This window comes from Actinomadura chibensis NBRC 106107, from assembly GCF_001552135.1.
In the GTDB taxonomy this organism is placed as follows: Bacteria; Actinomycetota; Actinomycetes; order Streptosporangiales; family Streptosporangiaceae; genus Spirillospora; species Spirillospora chibensis.
Map to the genome: position 1 here is coordinate 1 of NZ_BCQP01000077.1, position 17,099 is coordinate 17,099.

15 protein-coding genes are annotated in these 17,099 nt (G+C 73.7%); 14 read left to right on the plus strand and 1 reads right to left on the minus strand.

Annotation, left to right across the window (positions count from 1 at the left end):
* Both ACH01S_RS37410 and ACH01S_RS37415 read left to right on the plus strand, forming a co-directional pair.
* Positions 1 to 754: LysR family transcriptional regulator (locus tag ACH01S_RS37410; RefSeq protein ID WP_067903743.1), on the plus strand; the 754-nt coding region annotated here is incomplete at its 5' end.
* Between the two features lie 2 nt (positions 755 to 756).
* Positions 757 to 1,671: a LysR family transcriptional regulator gene (locus tag ACH01S_RS37415; RefSeq protein WP_067903746.1), complete on the plus strand. Its 915-nt coding sequence runs from the start codon at positions 757 to 759 to the stop codon at positions 1,669 to 1,671.
* A 3-nt stretch (positions 1,672 to 1,674) separates the two neighbouring features.
* On the opposite strand, the gene ACH01S_RS37420 is transcribed toward ACH01S_RS37415, so the two are convergent.
* Positions 1,675 to 2,742, minus strand: coding sequence for a LacI family DNA-binding transcriptional regulator (locus ACH01S_RS37420; protein ID WP_067903749.1), 1,068 nt, complete (start codon positions 2,740 to 2,742; stop codon positions 1,675 to 1,677).
* Positions 2,743 to 2,938: 196 nt separating this feature from the next.
* On the opposite strand from ACH01S_RS37420, the gene ACH01S_RS37425 reads away from it, so the two are divergent.
* From ACH01S_RS37425 to ACH01S_RS45580, 12 genes are read left to right on the plus strand one after another with little or no spacing between them, the layout of a single operon-like run.
* Positions 2,939 to 3,895: a dihydrodipicolinate synthase family protein gene (locus ACH01S_RS37425; RefSeq protein WP_218010535.1), complete on the plus strand. Its 957-nt coding sequence runs from the start codon at positions 2,939 to 2,941 to the stop codon at positions 3,893 to 3,895.
* Positions 3,892 to 4,140, plus strand: coding sequence for a (2Fe-2S)-binding protein (locus tag ACH01S_RS37430; RefSeq protein ID WP_067903752.1), 249 nt, complete (start codon positions 3,892 to 3,894; stop codon positions 4,138 to 4,140). Before ACH01S_RS37425 ends, ACH01S_RS37430 begins: the two co-directional genes overlap by 4 nt.
* Positions 4,137 to 5,543 (plus strand): FAD-dependent oxidoreductase, encoded by a 1,407-nt coding sequence (locus ACH01S_RS37435; RefSeq protein WP_067903755.1) that lies wholly within the window; start codon positions 4,137 to 4,139, stop codon positions 5,541 to 5,543. Before ACH01S_RS37430 ends, ACH01S_RS37435 begins: the two co-directional genes overlap by 4 nt.
* A complete protein-coding gene (locus tag ACH01S_RS37440) occupies positions 5,540 to 6,721 on the plus strand; it encodes an NAD(P)/FAD-dependent oxidoreductase (protein ID WP_067903759.1) in 1,182 nt (393 codons plus the stop codon). The genes ACH01S_RS37435 and ACH01S_RS37440 overlap by 4 nt, the downstream gene beginning before the upstream one ends.
* Before the next feature lie 14 nt (positions 6,722 to 6,735).
* Positions 6,736 to 8,025, plus strand: a complete 1,290-nt coding sequence (locus ACH01S_RS37445; protein ID WP_187414042.1) for an amidohydrolase family protein — start codon at positions 6,736 to 6,738, stop codon at positions 8,023 to 8,025.
* Positions 8,022 to 10,076 (plus strand): hydantoinase/oxoprolinase family protein, encoded by a 2,055-nt coding sequence (locus tag ACH01S_RS37450; protein ID WP_067903764.1) that lies wholly within the window; start codon positions 8,022 to 8,024, stop codon positions 10,074 to 10,076. Before ACH01S_RS37445 ends, ACH01S_RS37450 begins: the two co-directional genes overlap by 4 nt.
* An 11-nt stretch (positions 10,077 to 10,087) precedes the next feature.
* Entirely contained in the window at positions 10,088 to 11,833 is a 1,746-nt protein-coding gene (locus ACH01S_RS37455; protein ID WP_067903767.1) for a hydantoinase B/oxoprolinase family protein, read from the plus strand.
* 40 nt (positions 11,834 to 11,873) lie between these two features.
* Entirely contained in the window at positions 11,874 to 13,472 is a 1,599-nt protein-coding gene (locus ACH01S_RS37460; protein WP_083981586.1) for an ABC transporter substrate-binding protein, read from the plus strand.
* Between the two features lie 17 nt (positions 13,473 to 13,489).
* Entirely contained in the window at positions 13,490 to 14,566 is a 1,077-nt protein-coding gene (locus tag ACH01S_RS37465; RefSeq protein ID WP_067903772.1) for an ABC transporter permease, read from the plus strand.
* On the plus strand, positions 14,563 to 15,453 hold the full coding sequence (locus ACH01S_RS37470; RefSeq protein WP_067903775.1) for an ABC transporter permease: 891 nt from the start codon (positions 14,563 to 14,565) through the stop codon (positions 15,451 to 15,453). The genes ACH01S_RS37465 and ACH01S_RS37470 overlap by 4 nt, the downstream gene beginning before the upstream one ends.
* Positions 15,450 to 16,289, plus strand: coding sequence for an ABC transporter ATP-binding protein (locus tag ACH01S_RS45575; RefSeq protein ID WP_067903778.1), 840 nt, complete (start codon positions 15,450 to 15,452; stop codon positions 16,287 to 16,289). Before ACH01S_RS37470 ends, ACH01S_RS45575 begins: the two co-directional genes overlap by 4 nt.
* Positions 16,286 to 17,089, plus strand: a complete 804-nt coding sequence (locus tag ACH01S_RS45580) for an ATP-binding cassette domain-containing protein (RefSeq protein ID WP_067903781.1) — start codon at positions 16,286 to 16,288, stop codon at positions 17,087 to 17,089. The genes ACH01S_RS45575 and ACH01S_RS45580 overlap by 4 nt, the downstream gene beginning before the upstream one ends.
* Positions 17,090 to 17,099: the final 10 nt, after the last annotated feature.

The following is a 17,099-nucleotide window of genomic DNA, read 5'->3' on the forward strand; positions in this document are numbered from 1 at the left end:
CCGCCCGACCGCGCTCGGCCGCGTCGTCCTGCACCACGCCGCCGCGATCCTCGACGACTGCGCCGCCATCCACGACGACCTCGCCCGGCACCGGGACCGGCAGACCGGCACGATCCGGCTCGGCTGGACGGCGAGCTGCCTCGCCGACCTGCTCCTGGAGGAGTTGCGCCGCCGTTTCCCCGGCACCGCGATCGAGGTCACCGTCGGCGACTCCATCCGCCAGGTGACGGACTGGCTGCTCACCGGCGAGATCGACATGGCGCTGGTGAACGAGCAGACCGTCATGCCGGGCTGCCGTCCGGGCGGGCTCGCCGTCCAGCACATCATCGACGAGCGGCCGCACGTCCTGCTGCGCGGCGACCACCCGCTCGCCAGGCGGCCCGCCGTCACCGTCCCCGAGCTGCGGGACGAGCGGTGGATCGCGATCTCCGGGTCGGACGGGTGCATCGCCTTCCTGCACCGCGTGTGCCGCCCGTTCGGGTTCACCCCGGACATCGTCCACCATCTGCCGCTGCACGGGCCGCACGAGGACGTCGTCCGGCTGGACGGCAGCGTGCTGCTGACGCAGGGGTGGCGGCCGTCCGCGCCGGGCACGGCCCGCCGCCCGATCGCGGGGCTGCCGTGGGTGTCGCGGCACTGCCTCATGTACCGGCCGGACGGCCTGTGGGCGCGGGAGGTCCCGCATTTCGCCCGCGCGCTGCGCGAGGCGCACAAGGCGAGGATCGACGCGGGGCCGCGTTCGGCGAGCGGGTGACGATGGACATCGAACTCCAGCAGCTGCGCATCCTGCACAGGGTCGCCGAGACGGGCAGCATCAACCGCGCGGCCGAGGAACTCGGCATGAGCCAGAGCGGGGTCAGCCGCGCGCTCCAACGGCTGGAGCGCGCGGTCGGGCTGCCGGTGCTGCACCGCAGGCCGTCCGGGATCACGCTCACCACGGCCGGGTCGATCCTGCTCGAACACGCCGACACGGTCCTGCCCGCGGTCAGCCGCATGTTCACCGACGTCCGCCGCTGCCTCGCCGCGGACGGCGGCAGGTCGCCGGCGCGGCTCGGCGCCGTGCCCGCGCCGACGCTGACGTCGTTCGTCCGCTGCGTGGAGGACCTCGGCATCGCGCCCATGTCGCTGCTGGTGGACGAGTCCGGGCAGCGGCTCGTCCAGCTCGTCGGCAACGGCGAGATCGACGTCGCGATGTTCCGCCACTTCCCCGAGCTGGACCCGGAGCCGCCGGAGCCGGTGCGGCACGAGACGATCGCCGCGCAGTACCCGTACCTGTGCGTGCCGGACACGCACCGGCTCGCGGACCGCCCCGGCGCCGGGCTCGCCGACCTCGGGGACGAGCACGTCGTGCTCGCCTACCCGGAGTGCCAGCCGCTCACCGGGCACTTCCACACCGCGTGCGCGGCGGCGGGGATCCGGCCGCGGGTGAGCTATGCCAACAGCGCGTCCGCGGCGGTCGCGCTCGGCCACGCGCTCGGCGCGATCACGCTGACCTACTGGCCGAACGTGAAGAAGGCGCGGATGGCGCACGTCCCGCTGCGGGGCACGCCGCTGAACGCCGTCCTGCTGCTGGCCTGGTCGGCGGGCGGCCCGCTCGGCGACGAGGCGGGGGCGCGGCTCGTGTCGGCGGTCCGGACGCTGCACGCCGAGTCGGTCGAGACCGGCGCGTAGGCGTCAGCCCGTCGGGACGGGCTCCGGCCGCTCGCCGCGCCCGCCCCGGTCGCGCGGCGGGGCGCACGAGTCGCGCTGGAGGAGCTGCGCGCCGACGCGGTAGGTGCGGCCCGTCCGCGCGCCCGGCACGCCGCGCCGGCCGCGTTCGAGCTGCTGGAGGAGCAGGTCCATGGCGAGTTCGCCCAGCTCGCGCGCCCCGTTGTCGACGACGGTGACCGGCGGGTGCCACCAGCGGAGCCAGCTGATGTCCTCGTAGCAGACGAGCGAGAGGTCGTCCGGGACGCGGACGCCCGCGGCGACGAGCGCGGGCAGCACCCCGAACACGGCCTCGTGGTTGGCGGCGAACAGCGCGGTGACCTCCGGCGCGCGGCGCAGCAGCCGCTCGGCCGCGACGGACCCGAAGGACGGCTCGAACGGGCCGCGCTCGACGAGCCGCTCGTCCACCGGCAGGCCGCGCTCGCGCAGCGCCAGCTCGTAGCCCGCGAAGCGCTCCTGCCCGGAGTTCGTGTCGGCGGGGCCGCCGATATAGCCGATGTGCCGGTGCCCGAGGCCGAGCAGGTACCGGGTCGCCTCCTGCGCGCCGTCCCGGTCGGAGGCGAGGACGGTCGGCGCCGCGCTCTCCGCCGCGCCCCGGATGAGGTTGACGACCGCCGTCCCGGAGCCGAGCAGCGCGTTGGAGGCGGCGGCGTTCGAGCCGGTGCCGATGAGGATGACGCCGTCCACGCCGTGCTCGCCGAGCGTGCGGAGGATGTTCTCCTCGCGGCGCGGGTCGGCGTCGGTGATGGACAGCATCATCTGGTAGTCCTCGGCGGCGGCGCGGCGCTGCACGACCTCGGCGATCGTGTGGAACGAGGCGTTCACGAGGTTGCCGACGACGAGCCCGATCAGGTGCGACTGCCGGGACCGGAGCGCGCTCGCGGCGCGGTTCGGCTGGTAGCCGAGCCGGCGCGCGGCGTCCTCGACGAGGGCGCGGGTCTCCGGCGCGATCAGGGACGACCCGCTCAGCGCCCGGGAGGCGGTGCTGCGGGACACGCCCGCCGCGGCGGCCACGTCCTTCAGGGTGACGCTCATCGTGCTCCGATTCTGCAATCGATCCCAATGTCGGGGCAATCATGCCATACCCATCCGCCGGGCGAAGTGTGCACGGCGCAACGAGCCTTCGCGTCCTCGCACGTCGAAATGGCGAAGTGACCCTTGACACTGACGTACGCTGTGCCGCAACCTTGTGCAACCGATCCCAGCGGGATGAGCACTACGAACTCGGGGAATGATCTTGGATCGCGACGACGTCCCATGGCGCGGCTACTGGCCCGCGGCGCCCACGCCGTTCACCGCGGACGGCGCCCTCGACGAGGACGCCTGGCGTGAACTGCTGCGGCTGTACCTCCGGCAGGGCGTGCACGGCGTGCTGGTCAACGGCAGCACCGGCGAGTGGTTCAGCCAGAGCCCGGCCGAGCGCCGCCGCGTCGCCGAGATCGCCGTCGAGGTCGCCGGGCGGATCCCGGTCGTCGTCGGGGTCACCGCCTACACCGAGGACGAGGCGATCGGGCTGGCCGAGCACGCGGCCGCCACGGGGGCCGGTGGCGTGCTCGCCACCCCGCCGCCCTACGTCCACCCCGGACCGGACGAGATCTACGCGTTCTACGAGCGGGTCAGCTCCGCCACCGACCTGCCGTTCATGGTCTACAACTGGCCGCGCGGCGTCGCCGTCGACATCGGCGACCACCCGGGCCTGTTCGAGCGGCTCGCCGACCTGCCGAACGTCGCCGCGATCAAGGACAGCACCGGCGACTGGCTGAAGATGCTCGCCACCGTCGAGGCGGTCTCGGACCGCGTCCGCGTGTTCGGCAGCTTCCTGCACCGCCGCGGGCTCGCCGTCCTGCTCGGGCTCGGCGGCGACGGCAACATCGACGGCGGCGGGCTCGGCGCGCCGTTCGCCGTCCCCTACTACGAGGCCGTGGCGCGGCGCGACGAGGAGGCCGCCCGCGACTTCGCCGACCGCTACGCCGCGCTGTCGTCCCGGCTCATCAGGCCCGACTACAGCGGCGTGTTCGCGTCGCCGATCCCGCAGCTCAAGGCCGCGATGGCCGAGCTCGGGCAGCCGGGCGGGCACGTCCGCCGGCCGCTGCTGCCGGCGACCGGCGCCGCGCTCGACGGCATCCGCGCCGCGCTGGCGGAGTCCGGGCTGCGCGCCGCGCTGGAGTCCGCCGGGGCGTCGTCGTGAGCGTCACCCGGATCACCGTGGACGGCGAGCCGGTGGACGCGACCGCGGGCTCCTCGCTCACCGCCGCGTTCGTCGCCGCCCGCCGCTGGCGGCTGCGCGACAACCCGGTGAGCGGCGAGCCGCGCGGCCCGTTCTGCGGCATGGGCGTGTGCTTCGAATGCGAGGTCACGGTCGACGGACGGCCGGGCGTGCGGGCGTGCCTGACCCGCGTCGTCCCCGGCATGACGGTGGAGACGGGACGATGACGCTCTCCCATGACGTGCTGGTCGTCGGCGGCGGTCCGGCCGGGCTGTCGGCCGCGGCCCGGCTGGCCGCCGCCGGGCTCACCGTCGCGATCGCCGACGAGCAGCCCGAGCTCGGCGGGCAGTACTTCCGCCGCCCGTCGCCCGCGGTGCTGCGCGCCCACGGCGACCACCGGCCGGAGGGCGGGCGGCTCATCGCCCGCGTCCGGGAGCTCGGCGTCGACTGCCTGACCGGGCACCTCGTCTGGGGCGTCGCCGACGACGGCCGCACCCTGTTCGCCACCGCGCCGGACGGCGGCGCGGTCCGGCTCCGCGCCCGCCACGTGATCGTGGCGACCGGCGCGTACGAGCGCACGCACCCGTTCCCCGGCTGGCAGCTCCCCGGCGTCACGACGCCCGGGTTCGCCCAGCACCTCGCGGCCGCCGACGGGACACCGGTCGGGCGGCGCGTGCTGGTCGCCGGGTCTGGACCGTTCCTGCTTCCCGTCGCCTGCTCGCTGCTGGACGCGGGCGCCGAGGTCGTCGCCGTCGCCGAGGCCGGGCACCCCTACACGCCGTCGCTCCGCGCGACCGCCGCGCTCCGGCACCCCGCGCGGCTCCGCGAGCTGGCCGGCTACATGGCGCGGCTCGCGCGGGCGCGCGTCCCGATCTGGCAGGGACGGGTCGTCACCGGCGCGTCCGGCGACGGGCGGGTCTCGTCCGTCACGGTCGCCGCGACCGCCGACCCGGCGCGCCCGCTCGGCTCGTTCGCCGTGGACGCGGTGTGCGTCGGCTACGGGTTCCGCCCGCAGCCGGAGCTGGCCCGGCTGCTCGGCTGCGAGATCCGCGCGGACGCCGCGACCGGCGACGCCGCGCCCGTCACCGACGCCTTCGGCCGGACGAGCCGTCCCGGCGTCTACGTCGTCGGCGAGGCGGCCGGGATCGGCGGCGTCCACCTGGCGCGGGCGCGCGGACTGCTCGCCGCCGCGCACATCCTCGGCGCGCGCGGCGCGGGCGACCGGCGCGAGGTCGTCCGGCTCGCCGCGCGGGCCCGCGCGCTCGGCCGGTTCACCGCGCTCAGCGAGGCGCTCTACCCGAGCCCCGCCGCGCTCCAGGACGCGCTGGCCGGCGCCCTGCCGGACGAGACCGTCGTGTGCCGCTGCGAGGCCGTGACCGCGGCCGACGTGCGCGCCGCCGCGGCGGACCGGGCGGGCGGCGACCTGAACGCCACGAAGTCCTGGTCGCGCGCCGGGATGGGGCCCTGCCAAGGACGTTTCTGCGGTTTCGCCGTCGCCGGGCTCGTCCGCGCGGCGCGCGAGGGCGAGCGGGGCGAGCCGGTGTTCCCGGCGCGGCAGCCCGTCCGTCCCGTGCCGGTGGAGACGCTGCTCGCGCTCGGCGAGCAGGAGCCCGAGGGGGACGCCGCGTGAGCGCCCGGACCGCGGACGCCGTGGTGATCGGCGCGGGCGTGCTCGGCGCGTCGGCGGCGTTCCACCTGGCCAGGGCCGGGCACCGGGTGATCGTGCTCGACCGGGGCGCGCCCGGCCGGGAGGGATCGGGGACGACGGCGGGCAACCTGCACGTCCAGGCCGTCCACACGCGGCGGCCCGGGCAGGAGGTGCCGCTCGACAGCGCCCGGTTCCTGCCGTTGCAGCGCGCCGCGAGCGACCGCTGGGAGAAGGTCGAGGCGGAACTCGACGCGTCGGTGGAGCTGCGCCGCAGCGGCGGGTTCACCATCGCCGAAACACCCGAACAGCGCGCCGAGCTGATCGCCAAGCACGCCTGGGAGGACCGGGCCGGGATCGCCACCGAGGTGCTCGACGGCGACGGCGCCCGCGAGGCGCTGCCGCTGCTCGGCCCGACCGTCACGGCCGCCACCTGGTGCCCGCTCGACGGCTACGCGAACCCGCTGCTGACCACGCCCGCCTACCTCGCCGCGGCCGTCCGGCACGGCGCCGAGGTGCGGCCGTTCTCCCCGGTGCGCGTGGTGGAACGTTCCGGCTCCGGCTGGCGCGTCACCGCCGGGACCGACGCGCCGATCGAGACGCCGCGCGTGCTCGACGTCGCCGGACCCTGGCTCGGCGAGATCGCCGCGCTGGCCGGGATCCGGCTGCGGATGACGCCCGTCGCGATCCAGATGCACGTGACCGTCCGGCTGCCGGAGACGCTGCGGCACCTCGTCCAGCACATCGGCGAGGGCCTGTCGGTCAAGCAGGTCACGGCCGGGAACCTCCTCGTCGGCGGCGGCTGGCCCGCGCTCCGGTTCGACCCGGACGGGCGCAGCCCGATCAGCGCGGCGAGCGTCCTCGGCAACATGGCGCAGGCCGCGCGGGTGCTGCCGTTCGTCCGGGGGCTGCGGCTGCTGCGCGCCTGGGCCGGGCCCCTCGCCGCCACCCCCGACGAGATGCCCGTGATCGGGGAGGTGCCGGGCGCGCCCGGCTTCCTCGTCGCGGGCGGGACCTACGCCTTCACGTTCGCCCCGCTGTGGGGCGAGACCCTGCGCTGCCTCGCCGAGGGGACGGCGCCCCCGGTGGACGTCCACGACCTCGGCCCAGACCGGCTGATCGACCCGGTCCCGTTCGAGCAGGCCCAGGAGCAGGCCAGATGAGAGAGGAGATGGCGGTGTCGACATCGACCAGCGGGCGGCGGCCCGTGGCGGAGGACGGGACGGTCTGGCTGACCGGCGGGCACGTCGTGGACGTCCTGCGCGGCACGGTCCGCCGGAACGCCAACGTCGCGGTGTCCGGCGGCCGGATCGAGACGATCACGACGGCCGCGCCGGAGCCCGGCGCCCGCCGGATCGACCTCGGCGGCCGGTACCTGCTGCCCGGCCTGATCTCGGTGCACACGCACCTGTCGGTGACGTACCCGTTCTCCGCGACCGACGAGGCCGAGAACCCGGGCCTGACCGCGCTGCGGGCGCTGTCGCGGGCGCAGGACGCGCTGCACGCGGGCGTCACGACGATCCGCTGCGTCCACGAGCAGAACCGCGCGGACCTCCTCATCAAGGAGAGCGTCGCGCAGGGCTGGGTGGACGCGCCGCGCATCATCGGCGCGGGCCGCGCGGTCTCCACGACCGGCGGCCACGGCCACGGCTCCGCCTGCTCCTACGCCGACGGCCACGACGGCTTCCTGCGCGCGGCCCGCGCGGAACTGGCCGCCGGAGCCGACCTGATCAAGGTGTTCATCACCGGCGGCATCGCGCACGAGGGCGAGTCGTTCACCGGCTCGCAGATGACCCTGGACGAGATGCGCGCCGTCGTCCGCGCCGCGCAGGAGCACGGCACGTACGTCACGGCGCACGCCGGGTCGGGGTCGGCGATCCGGGAGGCGCTCGCCGCCGGGGTCCGCGGCTACGAGCACGCCTACGAGCTGGACGAGGCGACCGCGAAGGAGATGGCGGACCGCCGCGTCTTCCTCACCCCGACGCTGTGCGTCACCCGCTGCCCCGACTGGATGGCCGGGCACTCGTTCAGCGAATGGCAGATCGAGCGCGCGACGCAGGTCGGGCCCGGGCACCTCGCGAGCATCCGGCGCGCGGTCGCCGCCGGGATCGCCGACCCGCTCGACCCGGAGAAGCCCGGCATCACGATGCTCGCCGGGACCGACTACCCGCCGGGCGAGCCCATCGAGGACACCGTCGTCGCCGTCCGCGAGATGGAGTTCCTCACCGACGCGGGGCTCGACCCCGCGCAGGCGCTGCGCGCGGGTACCAGCGACGCGGCCCGGCTCGTCGGCCTCGGCGGCGAGGCGGGCGCGGTCGAGGAGGGCCTGCTCGCGGACCTGGTCGTCACCGACCGGGACCCGCTGTCGGACCTGTCCGCGCTGCGCCGCATCCCGTTCGTCATGCAGGCCGGACGGGTCGTCCGGAACGACCTGCCCGTCCCCGGCACCCTGGGAGGAACCCCGTGAGCCCCTCGTCCCGCACCCGGCTGGCGGTCGACATCGGCGGCACGTTCGTCGACGCGATCGCCTACGACGAGGCCACCGGCGAGCTTCGCCTGCACAAGGCCCCGACCACTCCGGACGCCCCGGCGCGCGGCGTGCTCGACGCGGTCGGCGGCCTCGCGGACCGGCTGGACGGCGTCGAGGCGTTCGTCCACGGCACGACGCTCGGCCTGAACGCGATCCTGCAGCGGCGCGGCGCGGACGTCGGGATCATCACCAACGCCGGGTTCCGCGACCTGCTGGAGATCGCCCGCGCGAACGTCCCCGGCCAGTACATGTACGACTTCGCGTACGCGCCGCCGCCGCCGCTCGTCCCGCGCCGCCACCGGACCGGCGTGCCCGGCCGGATCGACGCGCAGGGCCAGGAGGTGGAGCCGCTCGACGAGGACGCCGTCCGCGAGGCGGGCCGCCTGCTGGTCGAGGAGCACGGGCTGCGCTCGCTCGCGATCTGCTTCCTGCACTCCTACGCCGAGCCCGCGCACGAGCGGCGCGCCGCGCAGATCCTGCGGGACGCCTACCCGGACGTGTCGATCTCCACGTCCACCGACATCAGCCGCGAGTACCGCGAGTACGAGCGGACCAGCACCGTCACGCTGGACGCCTACATCCGTCCGGTGCTGAGCGACTACATCGGCGCGCTGGAGGGACGCCTCTCCGCCGCCGGGCTGACCCGCCCGCTGCACATCATGCGGTCGGGCGGCGGTGCGATGACCGCCGACCTGGCCCGCCGCGCCCCGCTGATGACCGTGCTGTCCGGCCCGGCGGGCGGCGTGGTCGGCGCCTCGTTCCTCGCCCGCGAGCTCGGCCGGGACAAGCTGATCTCGTTCGACGTCGGCGGCACCAGCGTGGACTGCTGCGTGATCGAGGACGGCTCGCCCGGCGAGGTCCACGAGGCCGGGATCGACGGCTTCCCGCTGCTGATCCCGATCTTCGACATCCGGACGGTCGGCGCGGGCGGCGGCTCCATCGCCTGGATAGACGAGGGCCTGCTCAAGGTCGGTCCGCGCAGCGCGGGCGCCGTCCCTGGCCCGGTCGCCTACGGCGCGGGCGGCACCGAGCCGACCGTGACGGACGCGGCGCTCGTCCTCGGCTACCTCGACCCGGCCGCGTTCCTCGGCGGCGACATGACCATCGACGCGGACGCGGCCCGCGCCGCCGTCGCGGAGAAGCTCGCCGGCCCGCTCGGCGTCGACGCGACGCACGCGGCGGCGAGCGTGTTCCGCGTCCTGCTGGCCCGGACGGTCGGCGCGCTCCGCGAGATCACCGTCGAGCGGGCGCTCGACCCGCGCGAGTTCGCGCTGCTCGCGTTCGGCGGGGCCGGGCCGCTGCTCGGCCCGATGCTGGCCCGCGAGATGGGCGTGACGGAGACGGTCGTCCCGCAGGTCCCGGCCGCGTTCTCCGCGTTCGGCATGCTCATGTCGGACCTGGAGTACGAGTTCGCGACGACCGTCCTGAAGCCGCTCAGCGACGCGACGCTCGCCGAGCTGGAGCCCGCGTTCGCCGACCTGGAGTCGCAGGGCGAGGAGGTGCTGTCCGTCCAGGGCGTGAAGCCCGAGGACCGGACGCTCATCCGCCGCCTGGACGTCCGCTACCACGGCCAGGAGCACACGCTCGGCATAGACCTCAGGGACGGCGACGACGCGGCCGCGATCCTGGAGCGGTTCCACGAGCAGCACCGCGCCCGGTACGGGCACGCGATGCCGGACGGCGGCCAGATCCTCACCCTGCGGGTGCGGGCGGTCGGCGTCCTGCCGAAGCCCGGCCTGCGCCGCCTGGACGGCACAGGCGAGGGCACGCCGGAGCCGGTGGGCTCGCGTCCCGCGTTCGACTTCGCCGCCGGGGAGACCGTGCCGTTCCCGGTGTACGAGCGGTCGACGCTCGCGCCCGGCCACACCCTGCCGGGCCCCGCGATCGTCGAGGAGGGCACCTCCACGACGGTGATCTTCAGTGACCAGCGCCTCGCCGTGGACGCCCACGGCCACCTGCTGGTGAGCAGCCCGGAGGCGGACCAGTGACAGGAACCCCCATGACCAGCGAGCTGGACGGCGCGACCGTCGAGGTGATCCGCAACTACCTGGTGTCGGTCGGGGAGCAGATGCGCCGGACGCTCGTCCGCGCCGCGTTCAACCCGGTGATCTACGAGGTGCTCGACTTCGGCATCTCGATCTACGACGGCGACCTCGAACTGATGGCGGAGGCCGCCGGGATCACCTCGTTCCTCGGCGCGAACGACCACGCGATCGTCAAGGGCGTCGAGTACGTGGGCAGGGAGAACCTCGCGCCCGGCGACGTCTACCTGCTCAACTACCCGTACTGGTCCGGCGCCCACTCCTACGACGCGATGCTGTTCGCCCCGGTGTTCCGGGACGGCGGCGATGCCCCGTCGGCGTACCTGGCCGTCCGGGCGCACTGGATGGACCTCGGCGCGAAGGCGCCCGGCTACGTCCTCGACTCGACCGACATGCACCAGGAAGGGCTGATCTTCCCGGGCACGCGGATCGTCCACAAGGGCGAGGTCGTCCGGGACATCGTCGAGCTGATCCGCTTCAACTCGCGCCTGCCCGATCTGACGATCGGCGACTTCCACGCGCAGCTCGCCGCGCTCCGCACTGGTGAGAACCGGCTCGCGCAGGTGTGGGAGAAGTTCGGCGGCGAGACCGTCGACCAGGCCGTCAAGCAGATCATCGAGCACGGCGAGCGCGTCGCGCGCAAGGCCGTCGCCGCCCTCCCGGACGGCACCTGGACGGCCGCCGACTACTGCGACGACGACGGCATCACCGACGACCTGATCCGCATGGAGGTCAAGGTCACGATCGACGGCGACCGGATGGAGGTCGACTTCAACGGCTCCGACGGCGCCGTCCTCGGCCCGGTGAACCTGCCGATCGGCGCGACGGAGAGCCTCGCCAAGTCGACGTTCAAGGAGCTGACGACGCCGGACGAGCCGTCCAACGCGGGCCACTACCGGGCCCTGACCATCAAGGCCGACCCGGGCAACTTCTTCCACGCCCAGTACCCGGTGGCGACGTTCACGCAGTGGAGCGGCATCGTCGCGTTCGAGCTGATCCACAAGGCGCTCGCCGGGGTGCTCGACTCGATCCCGGCGTCCTCCGGCGGGGACGAGCCCGGCTTCATGGCGCTCGGCCACGACCCGCGCACCGACGAGGACTTCGTCATCAGCAACAACGAGGGCATCGGCTGGGGCGCGCGGCGCGACCGGGACGGCGCGAACGCGCAGCAGCACCCGTCGCAGAGCGTCGTCCGGAACACGCCGATCGAGGTGCTGGAGCACAAGTCGACCGTGTTCCACGAGCGCCTCGAACTCATCCCGGACTCCGGCGGGGCCGGGACGTTCCGCGGCGGCGTCGGCGTCCTGCGCGAGGTCCGCTACCTCGCGGACGGCGAGGTCCTGTCGATGAAGAAGAAGAGCAAGACCAGGCCGTGGGCGCTCGAAGGCGGCCATGAGCCCGAGCCCAGCGGCATGACGCTGTGGCCCGGCACCGACCGCGAGAAGCGCGTCGGCATGTACCGGGCCGCGATGAAGGCGGGCGACCGGTTCGTCAACCGCACCGCCGGAGGCGGCGGCTACGGAGACCCGCTGGACCGCGACCCGGCCGCCGTCGTCGCCGACGTCCTCGACGGCTACGTCACCGCCGCGGCCGCCGAACGCGACTACGGCCTGGTCGTCGCCCCCGACGGCTCCCACACCGAGACCCCCGCCAGGGCCGAGCGCCGCCGCATCCGCGACGGCGCCGAACGGCACGACACCTGACCCGTCCGCCCTCGGACACGTCCACGATTAGGAGACGACCGTGCTCCACGACACATCGGCCAAGAGGACCAGGTGGTTCCCCGGCCCACGGCCGGCCCGGCTGACCGCCGTGCTCGCGGCGGCGGCGATCGCCGCGGCCGCCTGCGGCGGCTCCAGCGGCGGCGGCAGCGGCGAGCGCGCGCAGACGCTCATCGTCGCCGAGAACGAGCCGCCCGCGACCTTCGACCCGGCGCAGGCCGACAACTCCACGGTGGACGAGGTCGTCCGCCCCGCCTACGACACGCTGGTCAAGTACGGCGCGGGCAACAAGATCGAGCCCAGCGTCGCGACCGAGTGGAAGGTGGCCCCTGACGGCAAGTCCATCGACCTGACGCTGCGCGGCGACGTCACCTTCCACGACGGCGCGAAGCTCACCGCCGCGGACGTCAAGTACAGCCTGGACCGGATCAAGAAGCTGAAGGTGGGCGTCGCGTCCCTCATCAGCACCTACGAGTCGTCGAAGGTGCTCGACGACACGCACCTCACCATCACGATGAGCCGCGCCTACGCGCCGATGGTCGCCGCGCTGACCCGCGTCTACATCCTGAACTCCAAGCTGGTCGAGTCGCACAAGGGAAGCGACGACGGGCAGAAGTGGCTCGCCACGGCGGACGCGGGCTCCGGCCCGTACAAGCTGACCGGGTACACGGCCAACCAGGAAGCGAAGTACGCCCAGTACGGCAAGTACTGGGGCGGCTTCAGCGGGCAGGCGAAGAACGTCGTCTTCCGGTACCTGCCGCAGGCCGCGACGCAGAAGAGCGCCCTGCTCGCCGGTGACATCGACATCGCGATGGACATCGACCCCAACGACTGGGCGTCCTTCGAGGGCAACGGCGGCTACAAGGTCGACAAGGCGGACACCAACGTCCAGCTCTACGTGTTCTTCAAGATGAAGGGCTCGCCGGTCGAGAACAAGGCGCTGCGCGAGGCGATCGCGTCCGCGTACCAGTACGACCAGCACATCTCGTCCATCCTCAAGGGCGCCGGGAAGAAGGCGGTCGGCGTGGTGCCGTCCACCATGCAGTGCTTCGACGCCGCGACGCCGCAGCCCGGCTACGACGTGGCGAAGGCGAAGAGCGCGCTCCAGGCGGCGGGCCTGTCGAACGTCTCGCTGACGATGACGTACCTGAAGGCGACGGCCGAGATGGAGCAGGCGGCGACGCTGTTCCAGTCCGACCTGGCGAAGATCGGCGTGAAGCTGAAGCTGGAGGCCATCACCTACCCCGAGTACGTGCAGCGGCTGAAGACGAACAAGACCACGCCGGACCTCGGCATGATCTACGCCTTCCCGCCGAACCCCGACCCGGACTCGGTGCTGTACCAGCTGTTCGACTCCCGGTTCATCAACAACGGGCAGAACAACGGCGGCTACCACAACCCGAAGGTCGACGAGCTGGTCGAGAAGGCCCAGACGGTCACCGACGAGAACGAGCGCTGCGGCCTGTACAAGCAGGCGCAGACCCTCATCGCCGGTGACGTCGCGTCGGTCAACATGTCCAACCCGCAGTACGTGACCGTCCTGCGCAAGGGCGTGGAGGGCTACGCCTACCAGCCGTCCCACCACCAGACCGTCGACGTCTACGGCGTCAAGGTCGGCTGACGAGGGGAGGCACGGCAATGGCGCGATTCCTGCTCAGACGGCTCGTCACCAGCGTCGTCGTGCTGTTCGGCCTGGGCGTCGTCACGTTCCTGATGTCCCAGGTGCTGCCCGGGGACCCGGCGCGGGCCGCGGCGGGACGCAACGCGACCGCCGAGCAGGTCGCCGCGGTCTCCGCGCGGCTCGGGCTCGACAAGCCCTTGTGGGAGCAGTTCCCGGCCTACCTCGGGAACCTCCTGCACGGCGACCTCGGCACGTCGGTGTTCACCCAGCGTCCCGTGCTGGACGACATCGCCGACGCGCTGCCGTCGTCGCTGGAGCTGGTGCTCGCCGCGATGCTGATCAACGTGGCGATCGCGGTGCCGCTCGGCGTGTACGCCGCCTACCGGCGGGGCCGCGCCGCCGACGTCGCCGCCCGGCTGATCGTGCTGTTCGGCGCGGGTGTCCCGGTGTTCTGGCTGGGGCTGATGCTCCAGCTCGTGTTCGCCGACCGGCTCGGCGCGCTGCCGCTCACCGGGCAGCTCGGGTTCGGCCGGGAGGTGCCGTCCATCACCGGCATGACCTCGGTGGACGCCCTGCTCAGCGGCGACCCGGCGGCGTTCACGGACGCGGTGTCGCACCTGGTCCTGCCCGCGGTGACGCTCGCGGCGGCGTTCGTCGCGGTCGTCGCCCGGACGGTCCGGTCGTCGATGATCAGCGTGCTGGACTCGGACTACATCACGCTCGCCCGCGCGACCGGGGCGTCGGAGTGGCGGGTGGTGATCAGGCACGGGCTGCGGAACGCGCTCGTCCCGGTCAGCACCATCCTCGGCATGCAGCTCGGCTGGATGCTCGGCTCCACCGTCCTCGTCGAGTCGGTGTTCGGACGGCGGGGGATCGGCGCGTACGCGGTCAACGCCGTCCTGCAGAACGACCTGTACGCGGTGATCGGCACCGTCCTCGTGATCGGAGTGGTGTTCGTGCTGGCCAACATCGTCGTGGACGTCGTCCAGCTCTGGCTCAACCCGAGGCTCCGGCAGCCCGGCGGGTCGCGCTCGGCCGCCGCCCCGGCGGCGGAGCCGGTCGAGCCGGGCGTCGTGGAAGGGGCGGCGACATGAAGACCGCCGTCGCGGACACCGTGGAGCGCGGACCGGCCGTGCTCCGCCGCCGGCGGTTCGCGCCCGCCGGACGCGCCTCGCTCGTCGACCGCGTCGCCCTGGCGATCGCGGGCCTGATGGTGCTGATCGCGCTGGTCGGGCCGCTGCTCGCGCCGCACGACCCGTACTCGGTGAACCTCGGGCAGGCGCTGCACGCGCCGTCCGCCGACCACTGGTTCGGGACGGACGCGAACGGCCGCGACATCTTCAGCCGCGTCCTGTACGGGGCGCGGGTGTCGCTGCTCGCGACCGTCATCGTCATCGCCGTCGCGACCCTCATCGGCACGGTCATCGGGACGCTCGCCGCGCTCGGCGGCCGCGTCGCCGACGAGGTCCTGATGCGGATCTGCGACATCGGCCTGTCGCTGCCCGCGATCATCCTGGCGCTCGGCCTGGCCGCCGCGCTCGGCCCCGGGCTGCGCTCGGCGGTGATCGCGCTGTGCCTCACCTGGTGGCCGGGGTACGCGCGGCTCGTCCGGACGCTCGTCCGCGACGTCCGGGACGCCGAGTACGTCGAGGCCGCCCGCACGCTCGGGGTGTCGACGCCGCGCCTGGTGTTCCGGCACGTGCTGCCGAACTCGCTCGACACCCTCTACGTGCAGACGACCCTGGACGTGTCGGCGGTCATGCTCGTGATCTCCGGGCTGTCGTTCGTCGGGGTCGGCGCGCAGGTGCCGTCCGCCGAGTGGGGCGCGATGATCGCGGGCGCGGCCGGGAACCTGACGAACGGCTGGTGGGCCGTCGTCTTCCCGGGCCTGGCGATCATGCTCACCGCGGTCTCGTTCAACCTCGTGGGGGACTGGCTGCGCGTCCGCAACGACCCGACGCTGCGAGGGAGGCGGTCATGACCCCGCTGCTGGAGCTGGACGACCTGCGCGCCTCCTTCCCCGGACCGGACGGCCCGGCCGAGGTGCTGCGCGGGGTGACCATGTCGGTCGCCGCCGGGGAGAAGGTCGCGCTGGTCGGGGAGTCGGGGTCGGGCAAGTCGGTGACAGCGCGGGCCGTCCTGCGCCTCGACCGCGACGCCTCCCTGTCGGGGCGCGTCCTTCTTGACGGCAAGGACCTGCTCGGGCTGTCCGAGCGGGCGATGCGGGACGTGCGCGGCGCCCGGATCGGGCTCGTCTTCCAGGACCCGCTCGCGTCCCTCAACCCGGTGATGACGATCGGCTGGCAGATCATGCAGCCGCTCCTCATCCGCGGGGTGAAGAAGAAGGAGGCGCGGCGGCGCGGCGTCGAGCTGCTCGGCCGCCTCGGCGTCCGCGACGCCGACCGGCGCTTCGACGACTACCCGCACCAGTTCTCCGGCGGGATGCGGCAGCGCGTCGTCATCGCCATCGCGGTGATCGCCGAACCGGCGCTGCTCATCGCGGACGAGCCGACCACGGCTCTGGACGTCCGCGTCCAGGCCCAGGTGCTCACGCTGCTGCGCGAACTGGCGGCGGAACGGTCGATGTCGGTGCTGCTCATCACGCACGACCTGGGGATCGTGGCGGGCTTCGCCGACCGCGTCGTCGTCATGCGCCACGGCGCGCCCGTCGAGCAGGGCGTGGTGGACGACATCTACACCCGTCCGCAACACCCGTACACACGCGGCCTCCTCGCCTCGGTGCCCCGAATAGACGACGACCCGTCCCGCCGCCTAAGCACCGTCGACGAGGCCGCGTTGGAGGGGGAGACCCTATGACTGCTGTTACCGGGGTCAGTGCGCTGAGCGTGCGGAACCTTGTGAAGAGCTTCGGCGGACGTCCGGTCGTGAAGGGGGTCTCGTTCGATCTGGCGCCCGGCGAGGTGCTCGGGCTGGTCGGCGAGTCGGGCTCCGGCAAGTCGACGGTCGCGCGCTGCGTCGCGCGGCTGACCAAGCCCGACTCCGGCGAGGTCAAGCTCGGCGGGCGGGACGTCCTCGGCGCGTCGCGGCGCGAGCTGCGGACCCTCCGCCGCGACATGCAGATGGTCTTCCAGGACCCGTACTCGTCGCTGAACCCGCGGATGACGGCGGGCGCGCTGATCGAGGAGGGCCTGCTCGTCCACGGCATCGAGCCGGACCGCCGCAAGCGGCGCGACCGGGCCGCCGCCCTGCTGGAGACGGTCGGGCTGTCCGCCGCCGACGCCGACCGGCACCCGCGCTCCTTCTCCGGCGGCCAGCGCCAGCGCATCGCGATCGCCCGCGCCCTCGCCGTCGAGCCGAAGGTGCTGATCTGCGACGAGGTGGTGTCGTCGCTGGACGTGTCCGTCCAGGCGCAGGTGCTGAACCTCTTCCGCGACCTGCGCGAACGGCTCGACCTGTCGATCCTGTTCATCGCGCACGACCTCGCCGTCGTGCACTACCTGTGCGACCGGGTCGCGGTGCTCGACCAGGGCTCGCTGGTCGAGATCGGTCCCTGCGGAGAGATCTACCGGCGCCCCACACACCCCTACACGCGCTCGCTGCTGGACGCCGTCCCGGTCCCCGACCCGGCGGCCGAACGCGCCCGGCAAGCGGTCTGACGAGGAAAGG

What these genes read in the sequence shown, in the direction of transcription:
- ACH01S_RS37415 (WP_067903746.1), top strand. Translation starts at nt 757, where the DNA reads ATGGACATCGAACTCCAGCAGCTGCGCATCCTGCACAGGGTCGCCGAG.
- ACH01S_RS37420 (WP_067903749.1), bottom strand. Translation starts at nt 2,742, where the DNA reads ATGAGCGTCACCCTGAAGGACGTGGCCGCCGCGGCGGGCGTGTCCCGC.
- ACH01S_RS37425 (WP_218010535.1), top strand. Translation starts at nt 2,939, where the DNA reads ATGATCTTGGATCGCGACGACGTCCCATGGCGCGGCTACTGGCCCGCG.
- ACH01S_RS37435 (WP_067903755.1), top strand. Translation starts at nt 4,137, where the DNA reads ATGACGCTCTCCCATGACGTGCTGGTCGTCGGCGGCGGTCCGGCCGGG.
- ACH01S_RS37455 (WP_067903767.1), top strand. Translation starts at nt 10,088, where the DNA reads ATGACCAGCGAGCTGGACGGCGCGACCGTCGAGGTGATCCGCAACTAC.
- ACH01S_RS37465 (WP_067903772.1), top strand. Translation starts at nt 13,490, where the DNA reads ATGGCGCGATTCCTGCTCAGACGGCTCGTCACCAGCGTCGTCGTGCTG.
- ACH01S_RS37470 (WP_067903775.1), top strand. Translation starts at nt 14,563, where the DNA reads ATGAAGACCGCCGTCGCGGACACCGTGGAGCGCGGACCGGCCGTGCTC.
- ACH01S_RS45575 (WP_067903778.1), top strand. Translation starts at nt 15,450, where the DNA reads ATGACCCCGCTGCTGGAGCTGGACGACCTGCGCGCCTCCTTCCCCGGA.
- ACH01S_RS45580 (WP_067903781.1), top strand. Translation starts at nt 16,286, where the DNA reads ATGACTGCTGTTACCGGGGTCAGTGCGCTGAGCGTGCGGAACCTTGTG.